The following is a 26,020-nucleotide window of genomic DNA, read 5'->3' on the forward strand; positions in this document are numbered from 1 at the left end:
GGCAAGCGGCTGTGTTATACGCTTAAGTTATATGTGAGCCTTGAGCTGGTGGCGAACCTCTCAACGGCGGGGTTTGTCTTATATGACGAGCCGGCTGAGTCCGGCGGGCAATGCCTATTCGTTTCACAAGGAGAGCGTAATGAGAGCCTGGCGCATGGTAGTCGCCGTGTCCTTCCTGCTGTTGAGTGGCTGTCTGGTCACCGTCAAGGACCCGATCCCGGCCAACGAGGCGGCGCCGATCCCGCTGCTCGGCGAGTGGGCGCGCACCAACGAGTGGGGCGAGGAGCAGTTCCTGCAGATCAGTCGTTCCGGCGCCAATACCTACAAGGCCGAGACCTATGACGACCACCCGGACAACCTCGACAGCCGCAAGGAGTACGGCTTCACCGTGGCCCACCACGGTCGGCGCTGGTACCTGTCGCTCGGCCTGCCCAAGCGCCTGGGGGCGAACTTCGCCATCGCCGGTTTCGAGCTGACCCATGGCAACGAACTGGTGCTCTATAGCCTGGATGTCGATCGCATCATGCAGGTGCTGGAGCAGGGCGTGCTCGAGGGCGAGCTGGTGGAAACCGCCCAGGGCGACGGCGCGCTGATCACCAGCCCGCTGGACAAGGTCTTCGCCTACCTCGACGACCCGGCCAACTCGGACGTGTTCGTCGAGGTGGCGCGCTATCAGCGCGTCGGCCAGTAACCGGCCCTTCAGCCATGAGTTCGCGCTGCAACGAGGATTCGATGAACAGTCTTAGTGAGCTGGACGAGTATCAGATGACCGTGCGGGGGCTGTCCGACCGCATCGTCGAGGCGCAGACCCCGATTCGCGTGCTGGATGCGGTGAAGTGGGATGAAAATGTCCGCGCCGACTTTCTCAAGCACAAGGGCAAGAAGCTGCCGGCGGTCGATCGCGACTACTACGCCGGGCGCCCGCTGGCCTTCGACACCGCGGCGAAGAAGCTGGAGTTCCAGAACATCGAGCGTGACATCACCCGCCAGCTCGGCCAGTTCAATCCGGTCGGCCAGATCATGCGGCGCATGTGCCGCGAGTACCGCATGGTCATCCGCATGCTCGAGGCGCGCGGCACCGAGGATTTCGGCCTTATCTCCCAGGACCTCTATGGCGCGGCGTCCGACGCTTTCCATGCCGGCGACCCGACCCTGTCCGACCTGGGGCTGATGTTCTCCGAATTCCTGAACAACATCGACGACCGCGGCGACCTCAAGGACGAACCGAAGGACCTCACGGCCAAGCAGGCCGTCGATCTGTTGCAGCATCGCCTGAACAAGGTGTTCGGCGAGGCGGAGGAGACCATCCGGGTGTTCGAGTCCGACGGCATCCTCGCCGATGCGGCGGCCGGTGCCGACTACATCAAGATCCGCACCGACGCCATGTTCAACGAGCGCGACGTCAGGGCCCTGGAGGTGCACGAGGGCCTGGTCCACGTGGCCACCACGCTCAATGGGCAGAACCAGCCGATCTGCACCTTCCTGGCCAAGGGGCCGCCGTCCTCCACCGTGACCCAGGAAGGCCTGGCGATCCTCATGGAGGTGATCGCCTTCGCCTCCTACCCGACCCGGCTACGCAAGCTGACCAATCGCACCCGTGCCATTCATATGGCCGAGGAGGGCGCCGACTTCCTCCAGGTGTGCGGCTTCTACCGCGAGCAGGGCTTCAGCCTGGAGGACAGCTACAGCAATGCCAGTCGCGCCTTTCGTGGCTCGTCGCCGACCGGGCTACCCTTCACCAAGGACCTGTCCTATCTGAAGGGTTTCATCATGGTCTACAACTACATTCAACTGGCGGTGCGCAAGGGCAAGCTGGAGCAGATCCCGCTGCTGTTCTGTGGCAAGACCACCCTGGAGGACATGCGCACGCTACGCCAGCTGGTCGACGAGGGCCTGGTGGTAGCGCCGAAATACCTGCCGCCGCAATTTAGCGACCTCAACTCGCTGTCGGCCTGGATGTGCTTCTCCAACTTCCTCAACCACCTGAGCCTGGATCGGATCGAAGCCGATTACGCCAATATCCTCTGAATGCTGCCGCATGCGACCCTGCGGCACCGGAGATGAGGCCGAAAGCACTCACTTACCCCGGTAAATACCGCTTTTCGGCCCCATCTTCGCCCAGCCTGAACTGCGTTCACGATGCCTTCAGGCGCAGTGCCCGGCCCTCCAGCGGGGGGCTATCCCGGATGAAGTCCGGGAGGCACTCAACCCTATAGCCGGAGCCTTGTGCAGTGCCCAGCCACCAGCTCGAATACGAAATCCTCGGGACCTCGGCGCAGAGCGTGGAGATCATCCTCGATCCGGGCGAGACGGTGATCGCCGAGGCCGGGGTGATGAACTACATGACCGAGGGCGTGCGTTTCGAAACACGCATGGGCGACGGCTCGGCGAGCGGGGTGCTGGGCAAGCTGTGGGGCGTCGGCAAGCGCCTGCTCACCGGCGAGTCGCTGTTCATGACGCACTTCAGCAATGCCGGCAAGCGCCCGGCGCGGGTGGCGTTCGCTGCGCCCTACCCGGGCACCGTGGTGCCGATCCAGCTGGCCGAGGTGGGCGGCCGGCTGATCTGCCAGAAGGACGCCTTCCTCTGCGCCGCCCACGGTACGGCGCTGGGTATCAGTTTCAACAAGCGCCTGGGCGCCGGTTTCTTCGGCGGCGAGGGCTTCATCCTGCAGAAGCTCGAAGGTGACGGCCTGGCCTTCGTGCATGCCGGTGGCACGGTGATTCGCAAGGAGCTGAACAACGAGACCCTGCGCCTGGACACCGGTTGCCTGGTGGCGTTCAGCACGGGTATCGACTACGACATCGCCCTGGCCGGCGGGCTGAAGAGCATGCTGTTCGGCGGCGAGGGCATCCTCCTGGCGACGCTCAAGGGCAGCGGTACGGTGTGGATTCAGAGCCTGCCGTTCTCGCGCCTGGCCGAGCGGGTCTACGAGGCGACCTACAAGGCGCGCGAGGAAACTCGCGCCGGCGGCAAGTGAAACGCTGCGCCTGGCTCCTGGCCGCGCTGCTGTCGCTGCACGGCTGCAGCGAATTGCTGTTCTATCCCGAGCGGGGGTTGCCTTTCACCCCGGCCAACGCGCGCCTGGACTACCGCGACGAATACCTGCAGGCGGCCGACGGCACCCGTCTGCATGCCTGGTGGCTGCCGGCCAAGGAAGGAGTGGAGGTCAAGGGCACGGTGCTGCATCTGCATGGCAATGGCGGCAACCTGTCCAGCCACCTGGGCGGCACCTGGTGGCTGCCGGAGCACGGCTACCAGGTGTTGATGCTGGATTACCGCGGCTATGGCCTGTCCCAGGGCTCGCCGAGTCTGCCGGCGGTGTATCAGGATATCGAGGCCGCCTTTGCCTGGCTGGAGCAGGCGCCACAGGTTCAGGGCGCCCCCTTGTTCGTCCTCGGCCAGAGCCTGGGGGGCGCCTTGGCCATTCGCTTCCTGGTCGAGCAGCCGCGCCGCCGCGAGCGCCTCAGCGCACTGATCCTCGACGGTGTGCCGGCCAGCTATCGCGAGGTCGCCCGCCATGCGCTGGGCAGCAACTGGCTGACCTGGCCGCTGCGGGTGCCGCTGAGCTGGCTGGTGCCCGACGATGACAGTGCCATCCACGCGATGGAGCGACTGGAGGACCTGCCGCTGCTGATTTTCCACAGCGTCGACGATGCGCTGGTGCCCCTTTCCAACGGCGAGCGCTTGTATCAAGCTGCGCCGCCGCCGCGGGTGTTCCAACCGACCCGCGGCGGCCATGTGCAAACCTTTGAGGACCCGGACTGGCGTCAGGTCATGCTGCAGTTCATGCGCGACCCGCGTGGCTTCGCCGGCCTGCGCCATCTGGCGGAACTCCCCGATTCTGAGAAACGACCATGAGTGAACGCGACCCCATTCCCCTGATTCTCACCGCCATCGGCAGCGTCTGCGCAACGGTCGCGGTGCTCTGGTACTACGGCTACCTGCATATCGCCAAACCCGAGGACGCCCTGCTGCTGTCCGACTTCACCATGCTCAAGACCATCCCGGGCGAAGACTACAAGGTCTCGCTCAAACCGGCCGAGCAGGTGGCGCAGTGCATCGATGGCGTGCTGGTGATGTTCGACTTGCAGCAGAAGGGGCTGACCGGCGTGCTGGTGGACAATCGCAAGCGGGCCGTGCGCTGCCTGGGCGAGCAAGCCCAGGCGGCAGCGCAATAAACAGGCGCGGCGTCAGTGCTCGGCGCTGTTCTGTTGCTGCATCAACTCGCGCAGGTACTTGCGTGACAGGGCGAGGAAGCGCGGGGTCGGGCCGATGTCCTCGTACAGCGGATCGCCCTGTTCGTCGGTCGCCACGACCTGGCTGCCCTTGACGTAGGGCAGGCTGGCCTCCAGTTCCTCCAGCGCCGCACCGATCAGCTCGCCGAGCAGTTCTTCGGTGTGGTGCTTGGGGTACATCTCGGTCAGCGCCGCCAGGCGCGCGGCCGCTTCCAGATCGAGGTGGATCTGGTAGGTGTTGCGGGTCAGGCGGCCCTTGGAGTTCTGTTCCCAGTGATGGACAAGCTCGCGAATCTTCATAACTACCTCGTCCTGTGCCTGCTGCGGGTAAGCGGTTGGTAAGCCGCTGCTGAGGCAAGTCGTTGCGGGCTCGCCCTCTTCTTTAGACTAGACCGCTCCTGGCGTTCGCAGGTTCGACGTCGCACGCTTGTAAGAAGTCGCCGCGCTGGGCACTCTTGAGCCACGCACTGACGGAGGACTGACCGTGACGGAAATTGACGCGCGTTTGCGCGAGGACGTGCACCAGCTCGGCGAACTGCTGGGCAACACCATCAGTGCCCAGCTGGGCGAGGCCTTCCTGGGCAAGATCGAGCGCATCCGCAAGGGTGCCAAGGCGGCTCGCCGTGGCTCGGCCGCCGGCGCCGAGCAACTCAGCGAATCCCTCGACGGCCTCGACGACGATGAACTGCTGCCGGTGGCGCGGGCGTTCAACCAGTTCCTCAACCTGGCCAATATCGCCGAGCAGTACCACCGCGTCCGCCGCCGCGGCAGCGACGAGCCGGAACCCTTCGAGTCGCGGGTGCTGCCGGAACTGCTGCAGCGCCTGCGTGCCAGCGGCCACGCCCCCGAAGAGCTGGCGCGCCAGCTCGGCAACCTGGAGATCGAGCTGGTGCTGACCGCCCACCCGACCGAGGTGGCACGGCGCACCCTGATCCAGAAGTACGACGCCATGTCCGCCCAGCTGGCCGCCCAGGACCACAGCGACCTGTCCGCCGCCGAGCGCGAGCTGGCCGCCCAGCGCCTGCAACGCTTGATCGCCGAGGCCTGGCACACCGAGGAGATCCGCCGCAGCCGGCCCAGCCCGGTGGACGAGGCCAAGTGGGGCTTCGCGGTGATCGAGCATTCGCTGTGGCAGGCGGTACCCAATTTCCTGCGCCAGGCCGACCGCGCGCTGCACGCCGCGACCGGCCAGCGCTTGGCACTGGAGGCCGCGCCGGTACGCTTCGCCTCCTGGATGGGCGGCGACCGCGACGGCAACCCCAATGTCACCGCCACGGTGACCCGCGAGGTGCTGTTGCTGGCGCGCTGGATGGCCGCCGACCTGTACCTGCGCGATATCGACCAGCTGGCGGCCGAGTTGTCCATGCAGCAGGCCAGCCCCGAGCTGCGCGCCCGGGTCGGCGACAGCGCCGAACCCTACCGCAGCCTGCTCAAGCAGCTGCGCGAGCGCCTGCGCGCGACCCGCGCCTGGGCCCACGACGCCCTGCAGGGCGCCGTGACGCCGCCTGCGGCCGTGCTGCAGGACAACGACGAGCTGCTCGAGCCGCTGAACCTCTGCTACCAGTCCCTGCATGCCTGTGGCATGGCCGTGATCGCCGATGGTCCGCTGCTCGACTGCCTGCGCCGGGCGCGCACCTTCGGCCTGTTCCTGGTGCGCCTGGACGTGCGCCAGGATGCCAGCCGCCATGCCGCGGCGCTCGACGAGATCACCGACTATCTGGGCCTGGGCCGCTACGCCGAGTGGGACGAAGAGGCTCGCCAGCAGTTTCTCCTGACCGAGCTGGACAACCGTCGGCCGCTGCTGCCGGCACACTTCCAGCCGAGCGAGGAGACCGCCGAGGTGCTGGCCACCTGTCGCGAGGTGGCGGCCGCCCCGGCCGCTTCGCTGGGCTCGTATGTGATCTCCATGGCCGGCGCGCCCTCCGATGTGCTGGCCGTGCAGTTGCTGTTGAAGGAAGCCGGCCTGCAGCGCCCCATACGCGTGGTGCCGCTGTTCGAGACCCTGGCCGACCTGGACAACGCCGGTCCGGCCATCGACCGCCTGCTGAGCCTGCCCGGCTACCGCTCGCGCCTGCAGGGGCCGCAGGAGGTGATGATCGGTTACTCCGACTCGGCCAAGGACGCCGGCACCACCGCGGCGGCCTGGGCCCAGTACCGCGCCCAGGAGAGCCTGGTGCAGGTCTGCGCCCACCATCGGGTCGAGCTGCTGCTGTTCCACGGTCGCGGTGGCACCGTGGGCCGCGGCGGCGGCCCGGCCCACGCGGCGATCCTGTCGCAGCCGCCGGGCTCGGTGGCGGGGCGTTTCCGCACCACCGAGCAGGGCGAGATGATCCGCTTCAAGTTCGGTTTGCCGGACGTTGCCGAGCAGAACCTCAACCTCTACCTGGCCGCCGTGCTGGAGGCCACCCTGCAGCCGCCGCCAACTCCCGAGCCGGCCTGGCGCGAGCTGATGGACCGGCTGGCCGCCGATGGTGTCAGCGCCTACCGCGGCGTGGTGCGCGAGCATCCGCAGTTCGTCGACTACTTCCGCCAGGCCACCCCGGAACAGGAGCTCGGTCGCCTGCCACTCGGCAGCCGTCCGGCCAAGCGCCGCGAGGGCGGGGTGGAGAGCCTGCGAGCGATCCCCTGGATCTTCGCCTGGACCCAGACGCGCCTGATGCTGCCGGCCTGGCTCGGCTGGGAGTACGCCCTGGGCAACGCCCTCAAGCGCGGCGAGGGCGAGCTGCTCGGGCAGATGCGCGAGCACTGGCCGTTCTTTCGCACCCGCATCGACATGCTCGAGATGGTCCTGGCCAAGGCCGACGCGGCCATCGCCCGACTCTACGACGAACGCCTCGTGCAATCGGATTTGCGACCATTGGGCGAGCATCTGCGCGACCTATTGTCGCAGGCGGTGGCGACGGTGCTGGGACTGACCGGGCAGTCGCAACTGCTGGCGCACAGTCCCGAGACGCTCGAGTACATCACCGTGCGCAACACCTATCTGGACCCCTTGCACCTGCTGCAGGCCGAGCTGCTGGCCCGCTCCAGACAGCGCCAGAATGAGGCCGACAGCCCTTTGGAACAGGCCTTGCTGGTCAGCGTCGCGGGTATCGCCGCGGGGCTGCGCAACACCGGCTGAAGGGGCCGCGCCTGCGTCCCTCCGGGGCGCGGGGCGGTGGCTGCAAGTGGCTTGGCGGGCGTCTTTCAGGCGCCCGGGCTGCGACCCGGTGTGCGACTTTTGGCGGCTTGTGCGCCAGAGGTGCGCTGTGTATCTTGATCGGCCTTCTGGCAGTCAGGCACCCGTGCGCAGTGCTGCCGAAACTATTCTGAGATTGGCCCCATGAGGCGAGTCCGACGATTTCTACTTAAATCTTGAGGAGCACATCGATGCGCGTGATTCTGCTGGGGGCGCCCGGTGCCGGTAAAGGTACCCAGGCTGGCTTCATCACCAAGAAGTTCGGCATTCCGCAAATCTCCACCGGCGACATGCTGCGCGCGGCGGTCAAGGCTGGCACCGAGCTGGGCCTGCAGGCCAAGAGCGTCATGGACGCCGGTGGCCTGGTCTCCGACGACCTGATCATCAACCTGGTCAAGGAACGCATCGCCCAGGCGGATTGCGCCAATGGCTTCCTCTTCGATGGCTTCCCGCGCACCATTCCCCAGGCCGAAGCCCTGAAGGAAGCCGGCGTGAGCATCGACTACGTGGTCGAAATCGCCGTCGAGGACGAGGAAATCGTCAGCCGCATCGCCGGCCGTCGCGTGCACCCGGCCTCGGGCCGCGTCTACCACACCGAGCACAACCCGCCCAAGGTCGCCGGTATCGACGACGAGAGTGGCGAGGAGCTGATCCAGCGCGACGACGACAAGGAAGAGACCGTGCGTCACCGCCTGTCGGTCTACCACTCGCAGACCAAGCCGCTGGTGGACTTCTACCAGCAGCTGGCCGCCCGTGAAGGCACGCCGAAGTACAGCGCCATCGCCGGCGTCGGTTCGGTGGACGAGATCACCGCCAAGGTACTGGCCGCGCTCAGCTGAGCCTGCGCCCTCCTTGAAACAACGGCCCGCTTGCGGGCCGTTGTCGTTTCTGGCGCTGGGTCGGCCAATTTGCTGTCGTTCTCAGAACAGTAACCTTGTTCGCCTAAGCTAGCATCGGTATCTGGTCTAGACCATTGCGAGATGCTCCTAGACCTTAGGACTTAACCCATACTTAGGAAGAGGGCGCGTTCAATGACTGAAAAAGCAGCAAAGAGAGCTATCTGGCTGGGCCTTGCGGTGTCGCTGTTGGCTATTCCCGCGGCCTTTGCCGATACATCTGCGAAGCCCAAGACGGAGTGCGCTGTCGCCGAGTTCACCATGGGCCTGCGTTTCCAGCAGCAATCGGCGGAAGTTCAGGCGCTGCAGCTGCAGGCCTACAACATCGCGACGCTGAAGCTGGATGCGGCCGTGGCCGCCGCGAAAGATCCGTCGAAGTTGGCCATCGTGACTGACCTGGATGAAACCGTTATCGATAACAGCGCCCTGTTGGCGAGGGACCTGGCCAACTGTCACACCTATGACGCCTGGGACACCTGGTTGCCCTGGGAGCGTGATGGCACCCCGCAGCTGATCCCCGGTGCCAAGCAGTTCCTGCAGCACGCCGACAGCCTGGGCGTGACCATTCGCTATATCTCGGACCGTTCCGACGAGCAGAAGCAGCACACCCTGGCCACCCTGAGCAAGCTCGGCCTGCCGCAGATTTCGGCGCAGAGCGTGCTGCTGCTGGGGCCGCCCAAGGTCGAGCGACGTGCCATAGTCAGCGCCGATCATCAGATCGTATTGCTGCTGGGCGATACGCTGCACGACTTTGATGCGCGTTTCCGCAAGACGCCGCTGGCCGATCAGCGCGCCACCGTGGCCGCCGAAGGCGGCAAATGGGGCACCGAGTGGATCGTCTTCCCCAATGCGACCTACGGCACCTGGTCCAAGGCGCCCCTGCAAGCCTGGGAAGCGGAGACTGTTATCGAGGCCTGGTAAGCCGCTGTTGGCTGAGGCTGCGCCGGGCCGTGCTGGCCCGGCGCGTGCTTGCTGTCCGGCAGGCCAGGGTGATTGCGCTGGAAAAAAAAGCCTCAAGCCGTTCTAATGCCGATCCATTTCGTCACCTGTCCGAATGCAATGACCACTCTGCTGGCCCTCGATACCGCCACCGAAGCCTGTTCCGTCGCCCTGTTGCACGACGACCGGGTGTACAGTCATTACGAAGTGATTCCGCGCCTGCATGCCCAGCGGCTGTTGCCGATGATCAAGGCCTTGCTGGAAGAGGCGGGCGTCGCCCTGTCGGCGCTGGATGCGATCGCCTTCGGTCGTGGCCCCGGCGCCTTCACCGGCGTGCGTATCGCCATCGGCGTGGTCCAGGGCCTGGCGTTCGGCCTGGATCGGCCGGTGCTGCCGGTCTCCGACCTGGCCGTACTGGCCCAGCGGGCCCTGCGCGAGCAGGGTGCGCAGCAGGTGGCCGCGGCCATCGATGCGCGCATGGACGAGGTCTACTGGGGCTGCTACCGGGCCGAGCAGGGCGAGATGCGCCTGCTCGGCGCCGAGGCGGTGCTGCCGCCGGAACTGGCGGGCCTGCCGCGCGATGCGGCCGGCGATTGGTTCGGTGCCGGTACCGGCTGGGGTACTCACGCCATCCGACTGCCGGCGATGCTGGCGGGCCAGGATGGCGCCATGCTGCCCCATGCCGAAGACCTGCTCAGCCTGGCCCGCTTCGCCTGGGCCCGTGGCGAGGCGCTGCCGGCCGATGAGGCGCAGCCGGTGTACCTGCGCGACCAGGTTGCCACGCCCAAGGCGCCGCAGTAGCCCGCGCCGGTCATCCAGCCCTTACGCCTACCCGGATGCTCGATTGCCAAGCCTGGCCGGCGGCGGTAGATTGGTCGAACCCCCCTCACAGTTGGCCCACCCGGCCGAGCAGTAACTGATGCGCATCGACGGCTCCATCGCTCCCTACTCGCCAGATCGCGGCCCCCGCTCGGGGACGGCGGTCACGCCCTATCGCGAGGCCCAGCGGGAAGTCGAGGCGCGTCGCGAGCAGCCGGCCGCGCCGGCCAGCAGCCAGGGTTTCGAGCAGCTGCCGCAGTTGCGCCGCGTGCAGGCCAGCAACGGCGGCAGCGACAACCTGGCGGCGCGTAGCCAGGAGCCCGACTACCGGCCGGCGCTGAGCAACCGCGCCGCCCAGGCCCTTGCCAGCTACAGCAGCACCGCCGCCTTCGCCAGCGAGTCCGACGCGCAGCAGGTGCTGGGTATCGACCTCTACGCCTAGTGCTGCCTTATTTCCTCGGTTGCCCGTCCTGGAGCGAGCCGGCCTGGCGCGGCGCGCTGTACCCGGAAACCGCCCGGTCCAACGACTTCCTGCCGCTCTACACACAGCTGTTCAATGCCGTGGAGGGCAACACCACCTTCTATGCCAGCCCCACGGCCGACACGGTGGCGCGCTGGGCCCAGGCGATGCCGGCGCAGTTCCGCTTCTGCGCCAAGCTGCCCCGGGACATCAGCCACGGCGGCGACCTGCGCGAGCAGCTGGCCGCCGCCGATAGCTTCCGCCGCCTGCTGGTGCCCCTGGGTGGTCGCGTGGCGCCGTTCTGGCTGCAGCTGCCGGCCAGCTTCGGCCCCTCGCGCCTGGTCGAGCTGGCCGCCTTTATCGAGCACTGGGCGGGGGACGAGCTGGCGGTGGAGCTGCGTCATCCGGCGTTCTTCGCCAAAGGCGAGGAGGAGCGCGCGCTCAACCGTCTGCTGCTGGGGCGCGGCATCGAGCGCATCTGCCTGGACTCGCGGGCGCTGTTCAGTTGCAGTTCCGACGATCCGGCCGTGCTGCATGCCCAGGCGAAGAAGCCGCGCCTGCCGGTGCGCCCGACTGCCTTCAGCCAGGCGCCGCAGCTGCGTTTCATCGGCCATCCGGAGCTGGCGGCCAACGATGCCTTCATGGCCCCCTGGCTGGACAAGCTCGCCGCCTGGATCGAGGCGGGGCGCACGCCCTACGCCTTCCTGCACACCCCGGACAACCGCCTGGCGGCGCAGCTGGCGCGGCGTTTCCATGCCCAGCTGATGCGGCGCCTGCCCGGTCTTCCCGAGCTGCCCGCGCCGGTGGTCGCGGCGCCCAGCCCGCAGCTGGGCCTGCTGTGACAGCCGCGGCGCCTAGTACTCGACCTCGACGGCGCCGCTGACCCGGGTGCAGCAGCTCAGCACATAGCCCTCGGCTATTTCCTCCTCACTGATGCCGCCGTTGTGCTCCATGGCGGTCTCGCCGCTGACCACACGCACCTTGCAGGTGCCGCAGATACCCATGCCGCAGGCCTTGGGGATGGTCAGGCCGGCGCTGGCGGCGGCCTCGTACAGGGTGCTGCCCAGTGCCGCCTGCACCGACTTGCCGGACTCGCTGAAGGTGACCCAGTGGCTGGCCTGGGGTTCCTCGGCCTGGGCTATCGCTGCCTGTTCCTCGGCGGCGGCGATATCCTCGCCCGGCGTCGCGCCGAAGGATTCCTCGTGGTAGCGCGTCATGTCGAAGCCGGCCTCGCCGAGCAGGCGTCGTACCGCGCGCATGTAGGGCGCCGGACCGCAGCAGAATACCTCGCGCTCGAGGAAGTCCGGGGCGATCAGCTGCAGCATCTCGCGGCTGAGGAAGCCGCGGTAGCCGCCCCAGATCTGCCCGGTCTCGTTGCGTTCGCAGATCAGGTGCAGCTTGAAGTTGTCGATGCGCGTGGACATGTAGTCCAGCTCGGCGCGGTAGATGATGTCGGCCGGGGTGCGCGCGCTGTGGGCGAACACCATGTCGACTTCGCCGTTGGTGTTGAAGAACCAGCGGGCCATGGACATCACCGGGGTGATGCCGACGCCGCCGGACAGCAGCAGCACCTTGTCGGCCGGAAAGTCGATGCAGTTGAACTGGCCGACCGGGCCGTGCACGGCGATCACCTCGCCTTCGGTGAGGTGCTCGTGCAGCCAGTTCGACACCCGCCCGCCGGGCACGCGCTTGACCGTGATGGAGAAGCTGTAGGGAATCGAAGGGGCGCTGGAGATGGTGTAGGAGCGCATCACCTGCTCGCCGTCGATCTCCAGTTCCAGGGTGACGAACTGCCCGGGTTTGAAGAAGAACAGCACCGGCTCCTGCATGCTGAAGCAGTAGGTGATGACGTCCGCGGTCTCGCGGATGACCTTGAGGCAGCGCACCAGATGGCGGCCGTTGACCCAGGTCTGGGTGTTGACCGGGTTGAGGTACTCACTGCTGGTGAGATGGTTCATGGGTGACTCTCGGCAATAGGCAAAGCCCCCTCGCCGTCGGTTGCCGGGAGGGGACTGTCGATTTCTTTGGGGGGCGGCCGCGCGCGCGGCCGCGTACGCCTGGTGCTAGGACAGCTGGATCCAGGTGGTTTTCAGTTCGCAGTACTGGTCGTGGGCGTAGATCGACTTGTCGCGGCCGCCGAAGCCGGACTGCTTGTAGCCGCCGAACGGCGTGCAGATGTCGCCCTCGGAGAAACAGTTGACCGACACGGTGCCGGCGCGGATCGCCGCCGACATGCGGTGCGCGGTGTTGATGTTGGCGGTCCACAGCGAGGCGGCCAGGCCGTAGCAGGTGTCGTTGGCGATGGCGATGGCCTCTTCCTCGGTGTCGAAGGCGATCACCGCCAGCACCGGCCCGAAGATCTCCTCCTGGGCCACCGAGGCGGCGTTGGAGGGGGCTTCGAAGATGGTCGGGGCGACGAAGTAGCCGCCGCTCTCGGCGTGCAGGCGCACGCCGCCGGTGACCAGCCTGCAGCCCTCGGCCTTGGCCTGCTCGATATGCCCCAGGACTTTTTCCATGTGCGCCTCTTCGATCAGCGCACCGAGGCGCACGGCCGGGTCCAGCGGGTCGCCGGTGACCCAGTCCTGCAGCTGGCCGAGCATCTCCTCGAGCAGGGCGTCCTTGAGCGAGCGGTGGACGATCAGCCGCGAGCCGGCCGAGCAGTTCTCGCCCATGTTCCAGAAGGCCGCGGCGAGCACGTTGCTGGCTACCGCAGCGAGGTCGCCGGCATCGCCCATCACCACCTGGGGGTTCTTGCCGCCGCACTCGAGCACCACGCGCTTGAGGTTGCTCTTGGCCGAATACTCGAGGAACAGCCGGCCGACCTCGGTGGAGCCGGTGAAGGCCGCCAGGTCGATGTCCGGGTGCAGGCCGATGGCCTTGCCGGCGCTGTGGCCGAGGCCCGGCACCACGTTGAGCACGCCGGCCGGGATGCCGGCCTGATGGGCCAGCTCGGCCAGGCGCAGGGTGGCCAGGGAGGTCAGCTCGGCGGGCTTGAGAACCACACTGTTGCCGGTGATCAGCGCCGGGCCGAGCTTCCAGCCGGCCATCATGCAGGGGAAGTTCCACGGCAGTACGGCGCCGACCACGCCGATCGGCTCGCGGCGGATCATGCCGACGTTGCCCGGGCTGGACGGCGAGATGGCGTCGTACAGCTTGTCGCCGGCCTCGGCGTGCCAGCGGATGGTGTTGGCGGTGTCGGGGATGTCAATGCCGTAGCACTCGCCCACCGGCTTGCCGGCCTCCAGGGATTCCAGCACCGCCAGCTCCAGGCGGTGGGCGTCGATCAGGTTGGCGAACTCCAGCATGATCGCCTTGCGCTCGGCCGGCGCCAGTTTCGACCAGACCCCGGCGTCGAACGCGGCGCGGGCGGCCCGCACGGCGGCGTCTACGTCTTCGGCGTCGCAGGCGGCCACCTCGGTGATGACCTGGCCGGTGGCCGGGTTCAGGGTGGTGAAGGTGGCGCCGGAGCGGGCGGCGACGAAGCGGCCGTCGATAAAGGCCTGATTGCGGTATTCCAGGCGCTCGAGCTGCTGGTCGATGGCGCTGCGGGTGAGGGCGTCGGTCATTGTTTTTCTCCTGAAGGTTGAGGCAGTTTCAGAGCTCCACGCCGGCGGTCCACTCTTTCCAGGCGATGGAGGAGCGCACGCCGATCCCGAGCAGGGGTTCGGGTGGATTGCGGCTGGGTTTCGGTTGTTCGAGCATGATGCGCAGCAGGTCGCTGTCCATTCCCAGGGCGTACTCGGCGATCAACTTGCCGGAGATGGTCCCGCGGGTCAGGCCCAGGCCGTTGCAGCACACCGCGCTGAACACCCCGGGGGCGATTTCGCCGAACACCGAGCCGGCGTTGCGCGCCAGGCACAGGGCGCCGCCCCAGGTGTATTCGAAATCGACCTCCGGCAGCATCGGGAAGCGCCGCTCGAAGGACTTGCGATGGGCCTTGAGCACCCGCTGCAGGGTGCCGGCCGAGGCATGTACGTCCGGGTTGTAGGTGAAGGAGTTGCGCACGCAGATGCGCCCGTTGGCCAGGCGGCGCACCGTGGAGCCCAGCGGGTCGGCCGGGATCAGCCCCCAGCTGTCCTCGCCGCCGAGGCGTGCCAGTTCCTCCTGGGTCAGCTGGCGGGTCATGCTGCCGTAGGTGTAGACCGGCAGCAGCCGGCCCTTGAGCCCGAGTTCGCCGAAGTTCGAGGCGTAGGCGTTGTTCGCCAGCACCATGCGCGGCGCCTTGATGCAGCCCTGGGCGGTGGTCAGGGTGTGGGGCGTGCCCACCTGGATGTCCAGTACCGGGCTTTCCTCGAAGAGCCGCACGTTGGCCGGCAGGCTCTGGCCCAGGCCGCGCGACAGCGCCGCCGGCTGCACCAGCACCGCGCCCGGCGCATGCAGGCCGGCCTGGTAGAAGTCGCTGCCGGTGACGGCCTTCATCTGCTGGGCATCGAGCAGGCGATAGGGCTCGCCGAGTGCCGACAGGCCCTTGGCGAATGCCTCCAGGGCCTGGCCGCCACGCTCGTTGGCGGCGCCATGCAGCTTGCCCTGTTCGCGCCAGTCGCAGTCGATGCCGTGGCGCTGGACGATCTCGCGGGTGTAGTCGATGGCCCCGCGGCTCAGGCGGATGATCTTGTGGTCGGCCTCGTGGCTGCTGGTGTAGCTGTGCGAGGTCAAATCGTGGGGCAGATCGACCATGAAGCCGGAATTGCGTCCGGCCGCGCCGAAGCCGACGCGCTTGGCGTCGATCAGCACCACCGAGGCCTCGGGCTGCAACTCGGCCAGGCGGCGGGCGGCGGCCAGGCCGGCATAGCCGGCGCCGAGCACCACCCAGTCGGCCTGCACGGTGCCACGCAGCGGGGTGCATGGCGGCGGTGGCGGCAGGGTTTCGTACCATCCGCAGCGCCCGTCGGCCTGGGGCAGGAAGTTGCAGTGCAGTTGCATGGGGAGTGCCTCCAGGCCGAGGGGGTTAGCCGCGATGGGCGATCAGCTGCTCGTAGGTCTGCTTGAACGCGCTCTTCTCGGCGTCGCTCAGCGGCAGCAGCGGACGACGGGTCACGCCCACCGGCAGGCCGGCCAGCTCGCAGCCGTGCTTGATGTACTGGCAGAACTTGCCGCCGCCTTCGAGCAGGTTGAGCATCGGCAGCAGGCGCTGGGCCAGCTGGCGGCCCTTGAGCATGTCCTGCTCGACCACGCAGGCCTGGTACAGCGCCACGTGCTCGCGGGCGAGGAAGTTGGAGGCGCCGCAGACCCAGCTGCGCGCGCCCCAGGTGAAGAACTCGAGGATCTGGTCGTCCATGCCGCAGCTGGTCTGCAGCTGGTCGGCGTACTCCTGGGTCAGGGTGTGCATGCGCTCGATCGAGCCGGTGCTTTCCTTGATCGCCTGGAAGTTCGGCCGGCCCTTGAGGGCGTCGATGAACTCGAAGCTCATCGGCGTGCCGGTCCGCGCCGGGAAGTTGTAGAGCATGATCGGCAGGTCCAGGGCGTCGTCCACGCACAGGGCATGGGCGAGCAGCTCCTCCTGGGTCGGCTGGCAGTAGTACGGAGCGGCCAGGAGGATGCAGTCGAAGCCGGCGGCCTTGGCGTAGTGGCCCAGGTCGAGGCTTTCCTCGGTGCTGGTGGCGTTGATGCCGGCCATCAGGGTGATGCGGCCCTTGGCCTGCTCGGCGACCGCGTCGAACAGCTGCTTGCGCTCGGCGTTGCTCAGGGCGTAGTACTCGCCGGTGGTGCCGCCGATGATCAGGCCGTGCACGCCGTCGCCGATCAGGCTGTCGATGACCTCGCGCAGGGCGGCGAAGTTGATCGCGCCGTCCTGGTTGAAGGGCGTTACCACGGGAGTCCAAATGCCATCGAAGTTCATGCGTTCACCTGAGTGGAAGAGGTTGAATTTGTTGTCGATTTCGAGAAAAAGGTTACGGCCGTTCGGCGCCGGGCAATAAGCAACTTTTAGGGCCGTTAATTAATAATCAAAGGTTATGGATGGGCCGTAAGCGCGGACTGCAGGCATAAAAAAACCTGCACTCGGCAGGTTTTCTTATTGATCGGGCGACAGGGCGGAAAGTTGGCTGTGCTTCTGGCGGGTTTTGAATAACCAGAAGTGCGGGCTAACAATAACGTCCGGTTATCAAAGTTGCGCCATCAGCCAGTCGCGCAGCCGGCCGCAGGCCTCGTCGTCTTCCTTGTCTTCGTTGAAGGTCAGGTAGTGCTGGCTCTCCTTGTGCACCACCTGCTCGTGCACCGGGCGCACCAGCAGGCCCTGCTCGACCAGGTGGCCGACCAGGTGGTGCCAGCCGAGCGCCACGCCCTGATGGTTGAGGACCATCTGCACCAGCATGTTGTAGTCGTTGGCGTTGAAGAAGTGCGGGCTGTCGCTGCCGCGCGCCTCGATGTCGACGTCATGGAAGGCTAGCCAGACGCCCCAGTCGACGTGCTCGGCCACCTGCGAGCGGCCGTAGGGGCTGAGGTTGAGCAGCACGCTGTCGCGCAGCCCCTCCAGGCTGTTCAGCTCCGGGTGCTGTTCGAGGTAGCGCGGGGTGCATACCGGGTAGATGACGTCGTGGAACATCGGCAGGCTGCGGTAGCCGGCGCGGATCTTGGCCATCTTGGTGATGAAGATGTCCGGGCGCACCCCGGGCTCCATGGACAGGAAGTTCTGCGTGGTGATCAGGTTGAGGTCCACGTCCGGGTTGGCGCTGAAGAAACTCGGCAGGCGGTGCGCCAGCCACATCGCCGAGAACGCCGGCGAGCAGCACAGGGTCAGCACCCGCTTGCCGACGTTGCGGCTGCGGATGCGCTCGGCCGCCTGGGCGATGTTGACGAAGGACAGCTGCGCGGCATCGAAGAAGATCGCCCCGGCGGCAGTCAGCTCCACCGCGCGGCCGGCGCGCTTGAACAGTTCGGCGCCCAGGTAGGTCTCCAGTTCGCGAATCTGCCGGCTGATGGCCGCCTGGGTCACGCACAGGGCTTCGGCGGCGCGGGTGAAGTTCTGGTACTTGGCCGCCGCCACGAAGGATTTGACCGCGCGCAGCGACGGCATCTTGATCAGCGTCTGATCGGGTTCTGTGTGTTTAACCATAACGGCAGGTATTCAATTTCCTGAATAAAAAGTCGGTTCTGCCGACTATAGCCCCGCTCTAGACTTTCGACAGTGCCAAAAGCGGCGCTGGTGGCTGCATAGGGGCGCGTAAGTTATCGGAAAGCGCCCGCTGGATCATCCGGATTAGTGTTGGAGTGCCTAGAAAGTGAATAACAAAGCGAAGGTTGCAGAACTCATTCAACAGCGTAAGCCGCGTCATGCGCTGCCGACCGCTTTGTACAGCGACCTCGAGGTATACCGCCAGGACCTCGAGCAGATCTGGCACAAGGAATGGATCTTCGCCGGGCACACCTTCGAGCTGGAAAAGCCCGGCCAGTACCTGACCCTGCAGATCGGCGACTACCCGGTGGCGGTGGTGCGCGGCGGCGACGGACAGATCCGCGCCCTGCACAACGCCTGCCGCCATCGCGGCTCCAAGGTCTGCAGCGAGGCCAGCGGCAAGGTCGCCAAGCTGGTCTGCCCCTATCACAAGTGGACCTTCGACCTGGACGGCAAGCTGCTGTTCGCCGGCAACATGGGCGTGGACTTCAACAACGCCGAGTACGGCCTCAAAGCCGCCCACTGCGAGGTGGTCAACAGCTACATCTATGTCTGCGTCGCCGAGCAGGCGCCGGACTTTCAGAAGTTCCGCGCCGCCCTGTCGCCCTTTATCGCCCCGCACAACCTCGACTACTGCAAGGTGGCCTTCGAGTCCAACCTGGTGGAGAAGGGCAACTGGAAGCTGGTGTTCGAGAACAACCGCGAGTGCTTCCACTGCGACGGCACCCACCCCGAACTGATGAACTCCTTCGTCGAGAACCTCTCGGTGGCCGGGGTCGGCGGAGAGGAAGACCCCGAGCTGGTCGAGCACTGGAACCGCTGCGAGGCCGGCGGCCTGCCCAGCCGTTTGGTGATGGACGATAACGGCCAGTTCCGCATGACCCGCATTCCGCTCTCGTCCGGCGCCGTCAGCTACACCATGAACGGCAAGCCGGCGGTGGCCCGGCGCCTGGACAGCAGCGGTGTGGAGAACATCGGCGCGCTGCTGTACTTCAACTACCCCTCGACCTGGAACCACTTCCTCGGCGACCACGCCCTGAGCTTCCGCGTGCTGCCCCAGGGGCCGAACGAGACCCTGGTGACCACCAAGTGGCTGGTGCCCAAGGATGCCCAGGAAGGCCTCGACTACGACCTGGAGACCCTGACCCGGGTATGGCTGGCCACCAACGACCAGGATCGCCGCCTGGTCGAAGGCACCCAGGCCGGGGTCAACTCGCCGGCCTACGAGCCGGGGCCTTACTCCTCGATCGCCGAGAACGGCGTGTGCCAGTTCGACGACTGGTACTGCGCCACCATGGCGCGCAAGCTGGCCGACTGACGGTCCCTGGCATGCAACCGGCGGCCCCGCATAACTCTCAGGGTTATGCGGGGCCTAGTCTTGGCCGATCCTCGCTCAGCAGGTCTCCCCAATCATGCACAGTGCGTCTCCCCTGGTCCTGAACGATGGCTACGCCCGGGGCTTCTTCCTCGTGCTGCTGTCGGCCTTCTGCTACGGCCTGCAACCGCTGTTCGCCCAATACGCCTATGCCGGCGGCGCCGACCCGGTGGGCCTGCTGCTGGTGCGCTTTGCCATCGCCGCCGTGATCCTGCTGCTGTTCCTGCGCCTGCGCGGCATACGCCTGCCGCGCGGGCGCCTGGCCGGGCAGAACCTGCTGGTGGGCATCGGCTACGGGCTGGCGGCTCTGGGCTACTACACCGCCAGTCGCAGCACCTCGGTGAGCCTGGCGGTGATCCTGATGTTCTCCTTTCCGGCCTTCGTCACCGCCATCTCCATCGCCTACCTGGGCGAGCGTACCAGTGCGCTGAAACTGCTCAGCCTGGTGCTGGCCCTGGGCGGCGTGCTGCTGGCGACCGGCCTGAGCCTGCGCGGCAACCTGACCGGGGTGCTCTGGGCGCTGTTCTCCGCCCTGAGTTACGGCGCGGCCATCGTCTACGGCACCCACAGCATCCGCCACGAACAACCCCTGGCCTCGGCGGCCATGGTGCTGCTGGGCTGCGCCCTGACCTTCGCCGTGGCCGCGCTGTTCTGGGGGGCTAGTACTCCGTCCGGGGTGTCGGCCTGGTGGTCGATGCTGGGCCTGGCGCTGTTCGCCACCATCCTGCCGGTGGCCTTCTTCCTCGCCGGCTCGCCGCTGATCGGCCCGTCCGCGGCCTCCACCCTGTCCACCCTGGAGCCTGTAGTGGCGGTGACCATCGCCGTGCTACTGATCGGCGAGCAGATCAGCGCCGGCATGCTCGGCGGCGGCCTGCTGGTGGTGATCGCGGCGATCATCCTGTCGCGCCAGGGCGGCACCCTGCCGGAGCCTGCCTTGGTGCCGGTACCTGTGGCGGAGGAGCCGGGCGAGGGGCTGTAGTGCCCTCGGCCCAGAGGCCCATCGCCTTACGAAAAAAGCCCCCGAAGTTCGGGGGCTTTTCTATTCAGCTCACTGCCTTGCATTGGCCGCACAGGCTTCGATTTTTCCAGCGTAGAGCGAGCTACAGAGTGGCCAGGGCGATAGCGCACAGAACAGGCCGGACATACGAGTGCAACCGCACTGACGACAGGCTTGAAAGGCGATTCTTCATCTACTTGTGGGGATTACCGCTCCACAGGTATCAGGAGTCACTGTCTGGTTAGGGTTTTACCGCCAACGCCTCGTTTATAGCCACGTCGCCTGCACCGATCTTGGTCGCCCCACCGAAAACGAATATGCGATCACCGATAGCGCCGGCCGCCGCCCCATGTCGTGGCGTCTTCATGTCTGGCAAGGCTTTCCAGGCATCCGCAGACGGATCATAAACCCAGCTATTGGCGAGCACTTCCTTGGTCGGGGTCCACTGCTCACCGCCGAAAACGTAGAGTCTTCCGTCGAGTGTGGTTGCGGCGATGCCACCCGCAGCCCTCGGCATCGGCGCCTTTACTGACCACAGCCCGGTCTTTGTATTGAAGACCTCGAGCGCTGCCACGTTCACATTGACTGCGTTGCCGTTCGACTCAAGATACTGGCGACCACCCACGACGTAGATTCTGTCGCCAATTACCACACCCGCCGCACTGTTTCGCGCAGTTGGCGCGTCGATACCGCGCGACCAGGTTCGGTTGGCTGTATCAAAAACATCGACGCGACCCGTATCGCGGTGATCCTTGTAATGAGCTGCGTTCGGTGTTCCTCCGACCCGTCCGCCAATTACGTAGATTTTTCCATCTACCGCCGCCGCGACATGCTCACCTCGTGCAACAGGCAGAGATGGGAGCGTGCTCCACTTACCTGTCTCGAGGTCGTAGGTATAGGCCGAGCTTTCCGATTTCCAGTTTGGGAACGCGCCGGAAAAACCGCCCACTGCGTAAATTGCGCCGTCCAGTGCTGACAGGGTGACGTGATGGCGAGGGGCGGGCAGCCTGGCCAGCTCCAGCCAGCGATTTTCCTGCGGATCAAACGCGTTAAATTCGTTCCGTACGGCAGAAGCCCCTTCTCCAAGCCCGCCGGCCGTGAAAATCATCTGGTTGTGCGTAGTGGCGTAAATTTCCTGTCGTGGCGAGGGCAATGGTGCCGCGTCTGACCAAACAGATTGTGCATCCGCCGTACCGCTGAGAAGCATGGCTCCTGTTAAATAAATGGCGCTCAATGAGCCAGTTATCGACTGTCGCATGGTCGCTAGTCTCCTCGGTTGAGAGCACGATGGCTTTCGTATTGAGTGGTGGTTCTGGCATGCGCGGAGTTTGCTGTGTCGTAGCCCGCCAGTCGTTGTGCTGGAGCGCAGTTGCTTTGCTGAACAACTATTCCGTATGCAGCCCGTAACTAAAATTAGACGCCAGTTGGTGGGTTAGACGCACCGTTTTTAGGGTGACATTTCTTTTCGCCTTGGGTGTTCCTTGCCTGTTTGGGGCGCCAGCGGGGGCATCAAGAAAGTGATGCGCCATGCACGAAAGACCCAGTATTGCCGGTCGGTGCTGAGGCAGTTCGCGCATTCAACAGTATTCGACTGCTGTTGGCTGAGGTGCCGGTTTTGCCAGGCTGCAACGGGGTCAAGCCGAAGGTCGTCGTATGCCGATGCTGCTCGTGCTCTGGGCCGTACTGCTTGCCAACTATCGAGAGTTGGATATTCGCGCTCGGCCCGCGATAGCAGGTCAGCTACCTGCTGCCGGAGGGCGTGGGCGAGATAGGAGGGGCGAGGGCAACCTGCGAGGAAGAAAGGCACATGACGGTCCGATCGTCATGTGCTCATGGTGTCTGGTGGCCCGTTAGGCCAGGCGCCTAGAGGTCCTTAACCAGGCGCAGGGCGTCGTAGATGGCGGCGTGGGTGTTGCGCGCGGCCACCGCGTCGCCGATGCGGAACAGCTGGAACTCGCCGTCCGGGTTGTCGTCGCGGGTCTGCGGCTGGCCGACGATCAGGTCGGCGTACTCGACCGCGCCGAGGTTGCGCGAGTAGGGCTTGAGCTCGAAATACAGCTCGTCCATCGGCCGGGTGCCGTGGTTGACCACCACCTGGTCGACCCGGCGCTGCTTGCGCACACCGCCGTAGTCGCTGTCGATCTCGGCCAGCAGGCCGTCGCCGTCGCGCGCCACCGAGGACAGGCGGTAGGTGACGGTGAAGGTGGTGTCGAGCTTCTGCAGCGAGCGCATGTAGGGCACCAGGTTCATCGCCATGACTTCCGGGGCGAAGGCGCGGTCGGGGGTCATGATCTCCAGCTTGGCGCCGCTCTGGGCGATCAGCTCGGCGGCCTGCAGGGCGGCGTGGTCGCCGGCGTCGTCGAACAGCAGCACATTGCTGCCGGGTTTGACGTCGCCGGAGATGATGTCCCAGGCCGACACCACGTTCTCGTTGCCCGCGCTGAGGATCTCTGTGTGGGGGAAGCCGCCGGTGGCGACTATGACCACGTCCGCCTGCTCGGCGCGGACGGTCTCGGCGTCGGCCCAGGTATTGAAGCGGAACTCCACGCCCAGCGCCGTGCATTGCTCCATGCGCCAGTCGATGATGCCGAGCATCTCGCGCCGGCGTGGGCTGCGCGCGGTCAGGCGCACCTGACCGCCGGCATGGTTGGCCGCCTCGAACAGCACTACTTGATGACCGCGTTCGCCGGCGACCCGGGCCGCTTCCAGGCCGGCCGGGCCGGCGCCGATGATCACCACCTTGCGCCGCGTGGCGGCCTTGGGGATTTCATGGGGCATGCTGGTTTCGCGGCCGGTGGCGGCGTTGTGGATGCAGTAGGCCGCGCCGCCCTGGTAGATGCGGTCGAGGCAGTAGTTGGCGCCGACGCAGGGGCGGATGTCCTGCTCGCGGCCTTCGATCAGCTTGCGCACCAGGTGCGGGTCGGTCATGTGCGCGCGGGTCATGCCGATCATGTCGACCTTGCCCGAGGCGATGGCATGGCGCGCCGTGGCGACATCGGAAATTTTCGCGGCATGGAAGGTCGGGAAGTCGGTGGCCGCGCGGATCTGTCCGGCAAAGTCGAGGTGCGGCGAGCTGGCCATGCCCTGGATCGGAATCACGTCGGTCAGGCCGGCGTCGGTGTCGATGTGCCCGCGAATCACGTTGAGAAAGTCGACCATGCCGCTGGCCTTGAGCCGGCGCGAGATGTCCAGGCCTTCATCGGCGTTCAGGCCGCCGTTGAGCATTTCGTCCGCGGTGTAGCGCACGCCGACGATGAACTGGTTGCCGACGCGCTGGCGAATGGCGCTGAGCACGTCGAAGGTGAAGCGCAGGCGGTTGTCCAGCGAGCCGCCATAAGGCGCATCCAGTTCGTTGGTCAGCGGCGACCAGAACTGGTCCATCAAGTGGCCGTAGGCCTGCAGTTCGATGCCGTCGAGGCCGGCCGCCTGCATCCGCTCCGCCGCATCGGCGTAGTCCTTGATGATGCGCTCGATGTCCCAGTCTTCCAGCTGCTTGGGGAAGGCGCGGTGCGCCGCCTCGCGGTTGTGCGAAGGCGACACCACGGGCAGCCAGTCGCCCTTGTCCCAGCGGGTGCGCCGGCCCAGGTGGGTCAGCTGGATCATCACCGCGGCGCCGTGCTCGTGGCACTCGTCGGTAAGGTCCTTCATCCAGCCCACTACCTCATCCTTGTAGGCGAGGATGTTGTTGAACACCGGCGGGCTGTCCCGCGACACCGCGGCCGAGCCGGCGGTCATGGTCAGGGCCACGCCGGCCTTGGCGCGCTCGACGTGATAGGCGCGGTACAGCGCCTTGGGCATGCCGTCCTCGGGGTAGGCCGGCTCATGGGAGGTGGTGATGATGCGGTTGCGCAGGGTCAGGTGCTTGAGCTGGTAGGGCTGGAGAAGCGGGTCGTTGGACATGGTCTGGGCTCCACGCAGAGAAGGAACTCGGGTCGGCGTTCGGGATTAATGTACATGAGTGTCTATTTAATGATCCTCTATGTACATTTACGCGGGCCGCCGATGTCGCTCTCGACTATCTGGTGTCGCTCGCGGTGGTGCTGATCATCGGTTAAAGGCAGGTTTAAGCCTGCTGACTGTCGTTTGTTGGAATATCCAGGCAGTGGCAGGAGGCGGCTTAAATGTACATAGCTGTCGCTTTTATCAACGTTAGTGGACATTGCGCTTGTGCCGCGGGGGAGCGGCCGCTAGCATCGGCCCATGAGCACACCGACGAAATCCCCCGAGAGCGGCTGGCGCGGTTCTGCCGAGGGCTGGCTGCAGGCGGCCTATGACAGCCTGGTCGAGTCCGGCGTCGAGGCCGTGCGTATCCAGCCGCTGGCGAAGAAACTGAACCTGTCGCGCACCAGCTTCTACTGGTTCTTCAAGGACCGCGATGAGCTGCTGGAGGCGCTGATCGAGCGCTGGCGGGCGAAGAACACCGGCAACCTGGTCAGCCAGGCGGACGCCTATGCCGAAAGCATCGCCGAGGCCATCCTCAACGTCTTCGACTGCTGGTTGAACCCAACCCTGTTCGATTCCCAGTTCGAGTTCGCCGTGCGCAGCTGGGCGTTGCAGGAGCCCAGGGTGGCCGAGGAGGTCGATGTCGCCGACAAGGCGCGCCTGGCCGCCCTGAGCGGCATGTTCGAGCGCTTCGGCTTCGACGGCATGAGCGCCGACGTGCGGGCCCGTTCGACCTACCTGACGCAGATCGGCTACATCAGCATGAACACCCACGAGGATGCCCTGACACGCATGCAGCGCATTCCCGAGTACGTGAAGATCTTCACCGGCCAGCCGCCGCAGCCCCGCGAGCTGGAGCGCTTCTATGCCCGCCACGGCTATGCGGTGCAGGCACCGACCCTGGTGGCCCTGGCGGCGAAGGGCCCGCTGCACACCTAAGCGCCATGGTGGGCAAGCCTTCGGCGTTGCCCACCCTACGGGGGCGCAGATACGTAGGGTGGATGGCCGTAGCCATCCACCAGGGAGGGGCAGGCCCCTGGCGTTGCCCTTGCTTGAATGAACGGCCTTGCGCCGCAGGGGAGGAGAAATGGCACAGGCAATCACGCTCGGCATCATCGGTGGCGGCGGCTGGCTGGGGCGCGCCATCGGCGGCGCCATGCTCGAAAAGGGTGTGCTGGCGCCGGCCGGGCTGATCCTCTCCAGCCGCAGCGGGCGGGTCGAGGGCTTCGCGGCCTGGCCCGACGTCCGGCTGACCCAGGACAACCGCCAACTGGCGCAACTGGCCGAGATCATCGTGCTGTCGGTGCGTCCCGAGCAGTTCGCCGATGTGCATATCGAGGCCGCCGACAAGCTGGTCATCTCCTTCATGGCCGGGGTCTCGGTCGATACCCTGATCGCCCGCACCGGCAGCCGGCGCATCATCCGCGCCATGCCCAATGCCGCCGCGGAGATTGGCCAGTGCTACACCCCCTGGTTCGCCACGGCGCAGGTCACGGCGGCCGACAAGGCCTTCACCCAGGCGATGTTCGAGGCCTGCGGTAGCGCCGACGAAGTGGCCAGCGAAGCCGATCTCGATTACCTGACCGGGCTGGCCGGCTCAGGCGCGGCCTATCCGGCGCTGCTGGCCGAGGCCATGCTGGCCCATGCCCTGGCCAGGGGCTTGCCGCGCCAGGTGGCCGAGAACGCGGTGCGTGGCGTGGTGGTCGGCGCGAGCCAGCTGCTCGGCCGCGACGGCATGCCGCCGGCGCAGATGGTGCAGGCCATGCTCGACTACCGCGGCACCACCGCCGCCGGGCTGCAGGCCATGCTCGATGCCGGTTTCAGGCAGGCCATCGAGGCCGGTCTGGAGGCGGCCGAAGCGGCTGCCCAGCGCATGAAAGCCGATAATTCGCCGCGTAAGTAATATCTGCGTCGGCCGTTCGTTCGGCCAATCACTTAGGCGCCCGCCCGGGCGCCTGTTTCCCGCCTTTCGCGTTTGTCGCGCCCGGTTGTCGCCGGTGACCGTCCGGTCAATCAATAACATCAGGTTATTGTTTTGACCGAACAAATGTCGTTGGACGCTCA

23 protein-coding genes are annotated in these 26,020 nt (G+C 66.2%); 15 read left to right on the top strand and 8 right to left on the bottom strand.

All coding sequences use genetic code 11. From position 1 onward, the window contains the following. Nucleotides 1-139 precede the first annotated feature (139 nt). The 5 genes from ACSX1D_RS04845 (at nt 140) to ACSX1D_RS04865 (ending at nt 4,179) form a co-directional block, all read left to right on the top strand. Complete coding sequence (locus ACSX1D_RS04845; protein ID WP_439861214.1) at nt 140-691, top strand: hypothetical protein; 552 nt, start codon at nt 140-142, stop codon at nt 689-691. Nucleotides 692-732: 41 nt separating this feature from the next. Next, nucleotides 733-2,028, top strand: coding sequence for a flavohemoglobin expression-modulating QEGLA motif protein (locus ACSX1D_RS04850; RefSeq protein WP_439861215.1), 1,296 nt, complete (start codon nt 733-735; stop codon nt 2,026-2,028). A gap of 203 nt (nt 2,029-2,231) precedes the next feature. Further along, the gene (locus ACSX1D_RS04855; RefSeq protein ID WP_439861216.1) at nt 2,232-2,978 is read left to right on the top strand and encodes a TIGR00266 family protein; all 747 of its coding nucleotides are present in this window, start codon (nt 2,232-2,234) and stop codon (nt 2,976-2,978) included. Then, nucleotides 2,975-3,859: an alpha/beta hydrolase gene (locus ACSX1D_RS04860; protein WP_439861217.1), complete on the top strand. Its 885-nt coding sequence runs from the start codon at nt 2,975-2,977 to the stop codon at nt 3,857-3,859. Before ACSX1D_RS04855 ends, ACSX1D_RS04860 begins: the two co-directional genes overlap by 4 nt. Beyond that, entirely contained in the window at nt 3,856-4,179 is a 324-nt protein-coding gene (locus tag ACSX1D_RS04865) for a hypothetical protein (RefSeq protein WP_439861218.1), read from the top strand. Before ACSX1D_RS04860 ends, ACSX1D_RS04865 begins: the two co-directional genes overlap by 4 nt. A 12-nt stretch (nt 4,180-4,191) precedes the next feature. On the opposite strand, the gene ACSX1D_RS04870 is transcribed toward ACSX1D_RS04865, so the two are convergent. Then, on the bottom strand, nt 4,192-4,536 hold the full coding sequence (locus tag ACSX1D_RS04870; RefSeq protein ID WP_208708718.1) for a pilin assembly protein: 345 nt from the start codon (nt 4,534-4,536) through the stop codon (nt 4,192-4,194). A gap of 184 nt (nt 4,537-4,720) precedes the next feature. Between ACSX1D_RS04870 and ppc the strand changes: the two genes are divergently transcribed. The 6 genes from ppc to ACSX1D_RS04900 all read left to right on the top strand — a co-directional run bounded on the left by ppc (nt 4,721) and on the right by ACSX1D_RS04900 (nt 11,370). Further along, entirely contained in the window at nt 4,721-7,357 is a 2,637-nt protein-coding gene (gene ppc / locus ACSX1D_RS04875; protein ID WP_439861219.1) for a phosphoenolpyruvate carboxylase, read from the top strand. Nucleotides 7,358-7,605: 248 nt separating this feature from the next. Then, nucleotides 7,606-8,253, top strand: coding sequence for an adenylate kinase (gene adk, locus ACSX1D_RS04880; RefSeq protein ID WP_439861220.1), 648 nt, complete (start codon nt 7,606-7,608; stop codon nt 8,251-8,253). Between the two features lie 318 nt (nt 8,254-8,571). Then, the gene (locus tag ACSX1D_RS04885; protein ID WP_439861221.1) at nt 8,572-9,231 is read left to right on the top strand and encodes a 5'-nucleotidase, lipoprotein e(P4) family; all 660 of its coding nucleotides are present in this window, start codon (nt 8,572-8,574) and stop codon (nt 9,229-9,231) included. Nucleotides 9,232-9,369: 138 nt separating this feature from the next. Then, a complete protein-coding gene (tsaB, locus tag ACSX1D_RS04890) occupies nt 9,370-10,050 on the top strand; it encodes a tRNA (adenosine(37)-N6)-threonylcarbamoyltransferase complex dimerization subunit type 1 TsaB (RefSeq protein WP_439861222.1) in 681 nt (226 codons plus the stop codon). Between the two features lie 118 nt (nt 10,051-10,168). Beyond that, the gene (locus tag ACSX1D_RS04895) at nt 10,169-10,510 is read left to right on the top strand and encodes a hypothetical protein (protein ID WP_439861223.1); all 342 of its coding nucleotides are present in this window, start codon (nt 10,169-10,171) and stop codon (nt 10,508-10,510) included. Further along, nucleotides 10,510-11,370, top strand: a complete 861-nt coding sequence (locus ACSX1D_RS04900) for a DUF72 domain-containing protein (RefSeq protein ID WP_439861224.1) — start codon at nt 10,510-10,512, stop codon at nt 11,368-11,370. The genes ACSX1D_RS04895 and ACSX1D_RS04900 overlap by 1 nt, the downstream gene beginning before the upstream one ends. Before the next feature lie 12 nt (nt 11,371-11,382). On the opposite strand, the gene ACSX1D_RS04905 is transcribed toward ACSX1D_RS04900, so the two are convergent. The 5 genes from ACSX1D_RS04905 to ACSX1D_RS04925 all read right to left on the bottom strand — a co-directional run bounded on the left by ACSX1D_RS04905 (nt 11,383) and on the right by ACSX1D_RS04925 (nt 17,582). Further along, complete coding sequence (locus ACSX1D_RS04905) at nt 11,383-12,486, bottom strand: FAD-binding oxidoreductase (protein ID WP_439861225.1); 1,104 nt, start codon at nt 12,484-12,486, stop codon at nt 11,383-11,385. A 105-nt stretch (nt 12,487-12,591) separates the two neighbouring features. Further along, nucleotides 12,592-14,094, bottom strand: a complete 1,503-nt coding sequence (locus ACSX1D_RS04910) for an aldehyde dehydrogenase (protein ID WP_439861226.1) — start codon at nt 14,092-14,094, stop codon at nt 12,592-12,594. 28 nt (nt 14,095-14,122) lie between these two features. After that, on the bottom strand, nt 14,123-15,451 hold the full coding sequence (locus tag ACSX1D_RS04915; protein WP_439861227.1) for an NAD(P)/FAD-dependent oxidoreductase: 1,329 nt from the start codon (nt 15,449-15,451) through the stop codon (nt 14,123-14,125). Nucleotides 15,452-15,476: 25 nt separating this feature from the next. Continuing rightward, complete coding sequence (locus tag ACSX1D_RS04920) at nt 15,477-16,367, bottom strand: dihydrodipicolinate synthase family protein (RefSeq protein WP_439861228.1); 891 nt, start codon at nt 16,365-16,367, stop codon at nt 15,477-15,479. A 264-nt stretch (nt 16,368-16,631) separates the two neighbouring features. Next, the gene (locus ACSX1D_RS04925) at nt 16,632-17,582 is read right to left on the bottom strand and encodes a LysR family transcriptional regulator (RefSeq protein WP_439861229.1); all 951 of its coding nucleotides are present in this window, start codon (nt 17,580-17,582) and stop codon (nt 16,632-16,634) included. Nucleotides 17,583-17,748: 166 nt separating this feature from the next. Between ACSX1D_RS04925 and ACSX1D_RS04930 the strand changes: the two genes are divergently transcribed. Both ACSX1D_RS04930 and ACSX1D_RS04935 read left to right on the top strand, forming a co-directional pair. Then, nucleotides 17,749-18,960 carry an aromatic ring-hydroxylating oxygenase subunit alpha gene (locus tag ACSX1D_RS04930; RefSeq protein ID WP_439861230.1) on the top strand — a complete coding sequence of 404 codons (1,212 nt, stop codon included), beginning with the start codon at nt 17,749-17,751 and terminating at the stop codon, nt 18,958-18,960. 94 nt (nt 18,961-19,054) lie between these two features. Further along, on the top strand, nt 19,055-19,996 hold the full coding sequence (locus tag ACSX1D_RS04935) for a DMT family transporter (RefSeq protein ID WP_439861231.1): 942 nt from the start codon (nt 19,055-19,057) through the stop codon (nt 19,994-19,996). A 259-nt stretch (nt 19,997-20,255) separates the two neighbouring features. On the opposite strand, the gene ACSX1D_RS04940 is transcribed toward ACSX1D_RS04935, so the two are convergent. Together ACSX1D_RS04940 and ACSX1D_RS04945 are read right to left on the bottom strand one after the other, a co-directional pair. Further along, nucleotides 20,256-21,272, bottom strand: a complete 1,017-nt coding sequence (locus ACSX1D_RS04940; protein ID WP_439861232.1) for a Kelch repeat-containing protein — start codon at nt 21,270-21,272, stop codon at nt 20,256-20,258. A gap of 605 nt (nt 21,273-21,877) precedes the next feature. Continuing rightward, complete coding sequence (locus ACSX1D_RS04945; RefSeq protein WP_439861233.1) at nt 21,878-23,914, bottom strand: FAD-dependent oxidoreductase; 2,037 nt, start codon at nt 23,912-23,914, stop codon at nt 21,878-21,880. Between the two features lie 300 nt (nt 23,915-24,214). Between ACSX1D_RS04945 and ACSX1D_RS04950 the strand changes: the two genes are divergently transcribed. Both ACSX1D_RS04950 and ACSX1D_RS04955 read left to right on the top strand, forming a co-directional pair. After that, complete coding sequence (locus ACSX1D_RS04950) at nt 24,215-24,895, top strand: TetR/AcrR family transcriptional regulator (protein ID WP_439861234.1); 681 nt, start codon at nt 24,215-24,217, stop codon at nt 24,893-24,895. Nucleotides 24,896-25,043: 148 nt separating this feature from the next. Beyond that, the gene (locus ACSX1D_RS04955; protein ID WP_439861235.1) at nt 25,044-25,859 is read left to right on the top strand and encodes a pyrroline-5-carboxylate reductase family protein; all 816 of its coding nucleotides are present in this window, start codon (nt 25,044-25,046) and stop codon (nt 25,857-25,859) included. The last annotated feature ends 161 nt before the right edge of the window (nt 25,860-26,020 follow it).

This window comes from Pseudomonas sp. MBLB4136 (genome assembly GCF_051904765.1).
In the GTDB taxonomy this organism is placed as follows: Bacteria; Pseudomonadota; Gammaproteobacteria; order Pseudomonadales; family Pseudomonadaceae; genus Aquipseudomonas.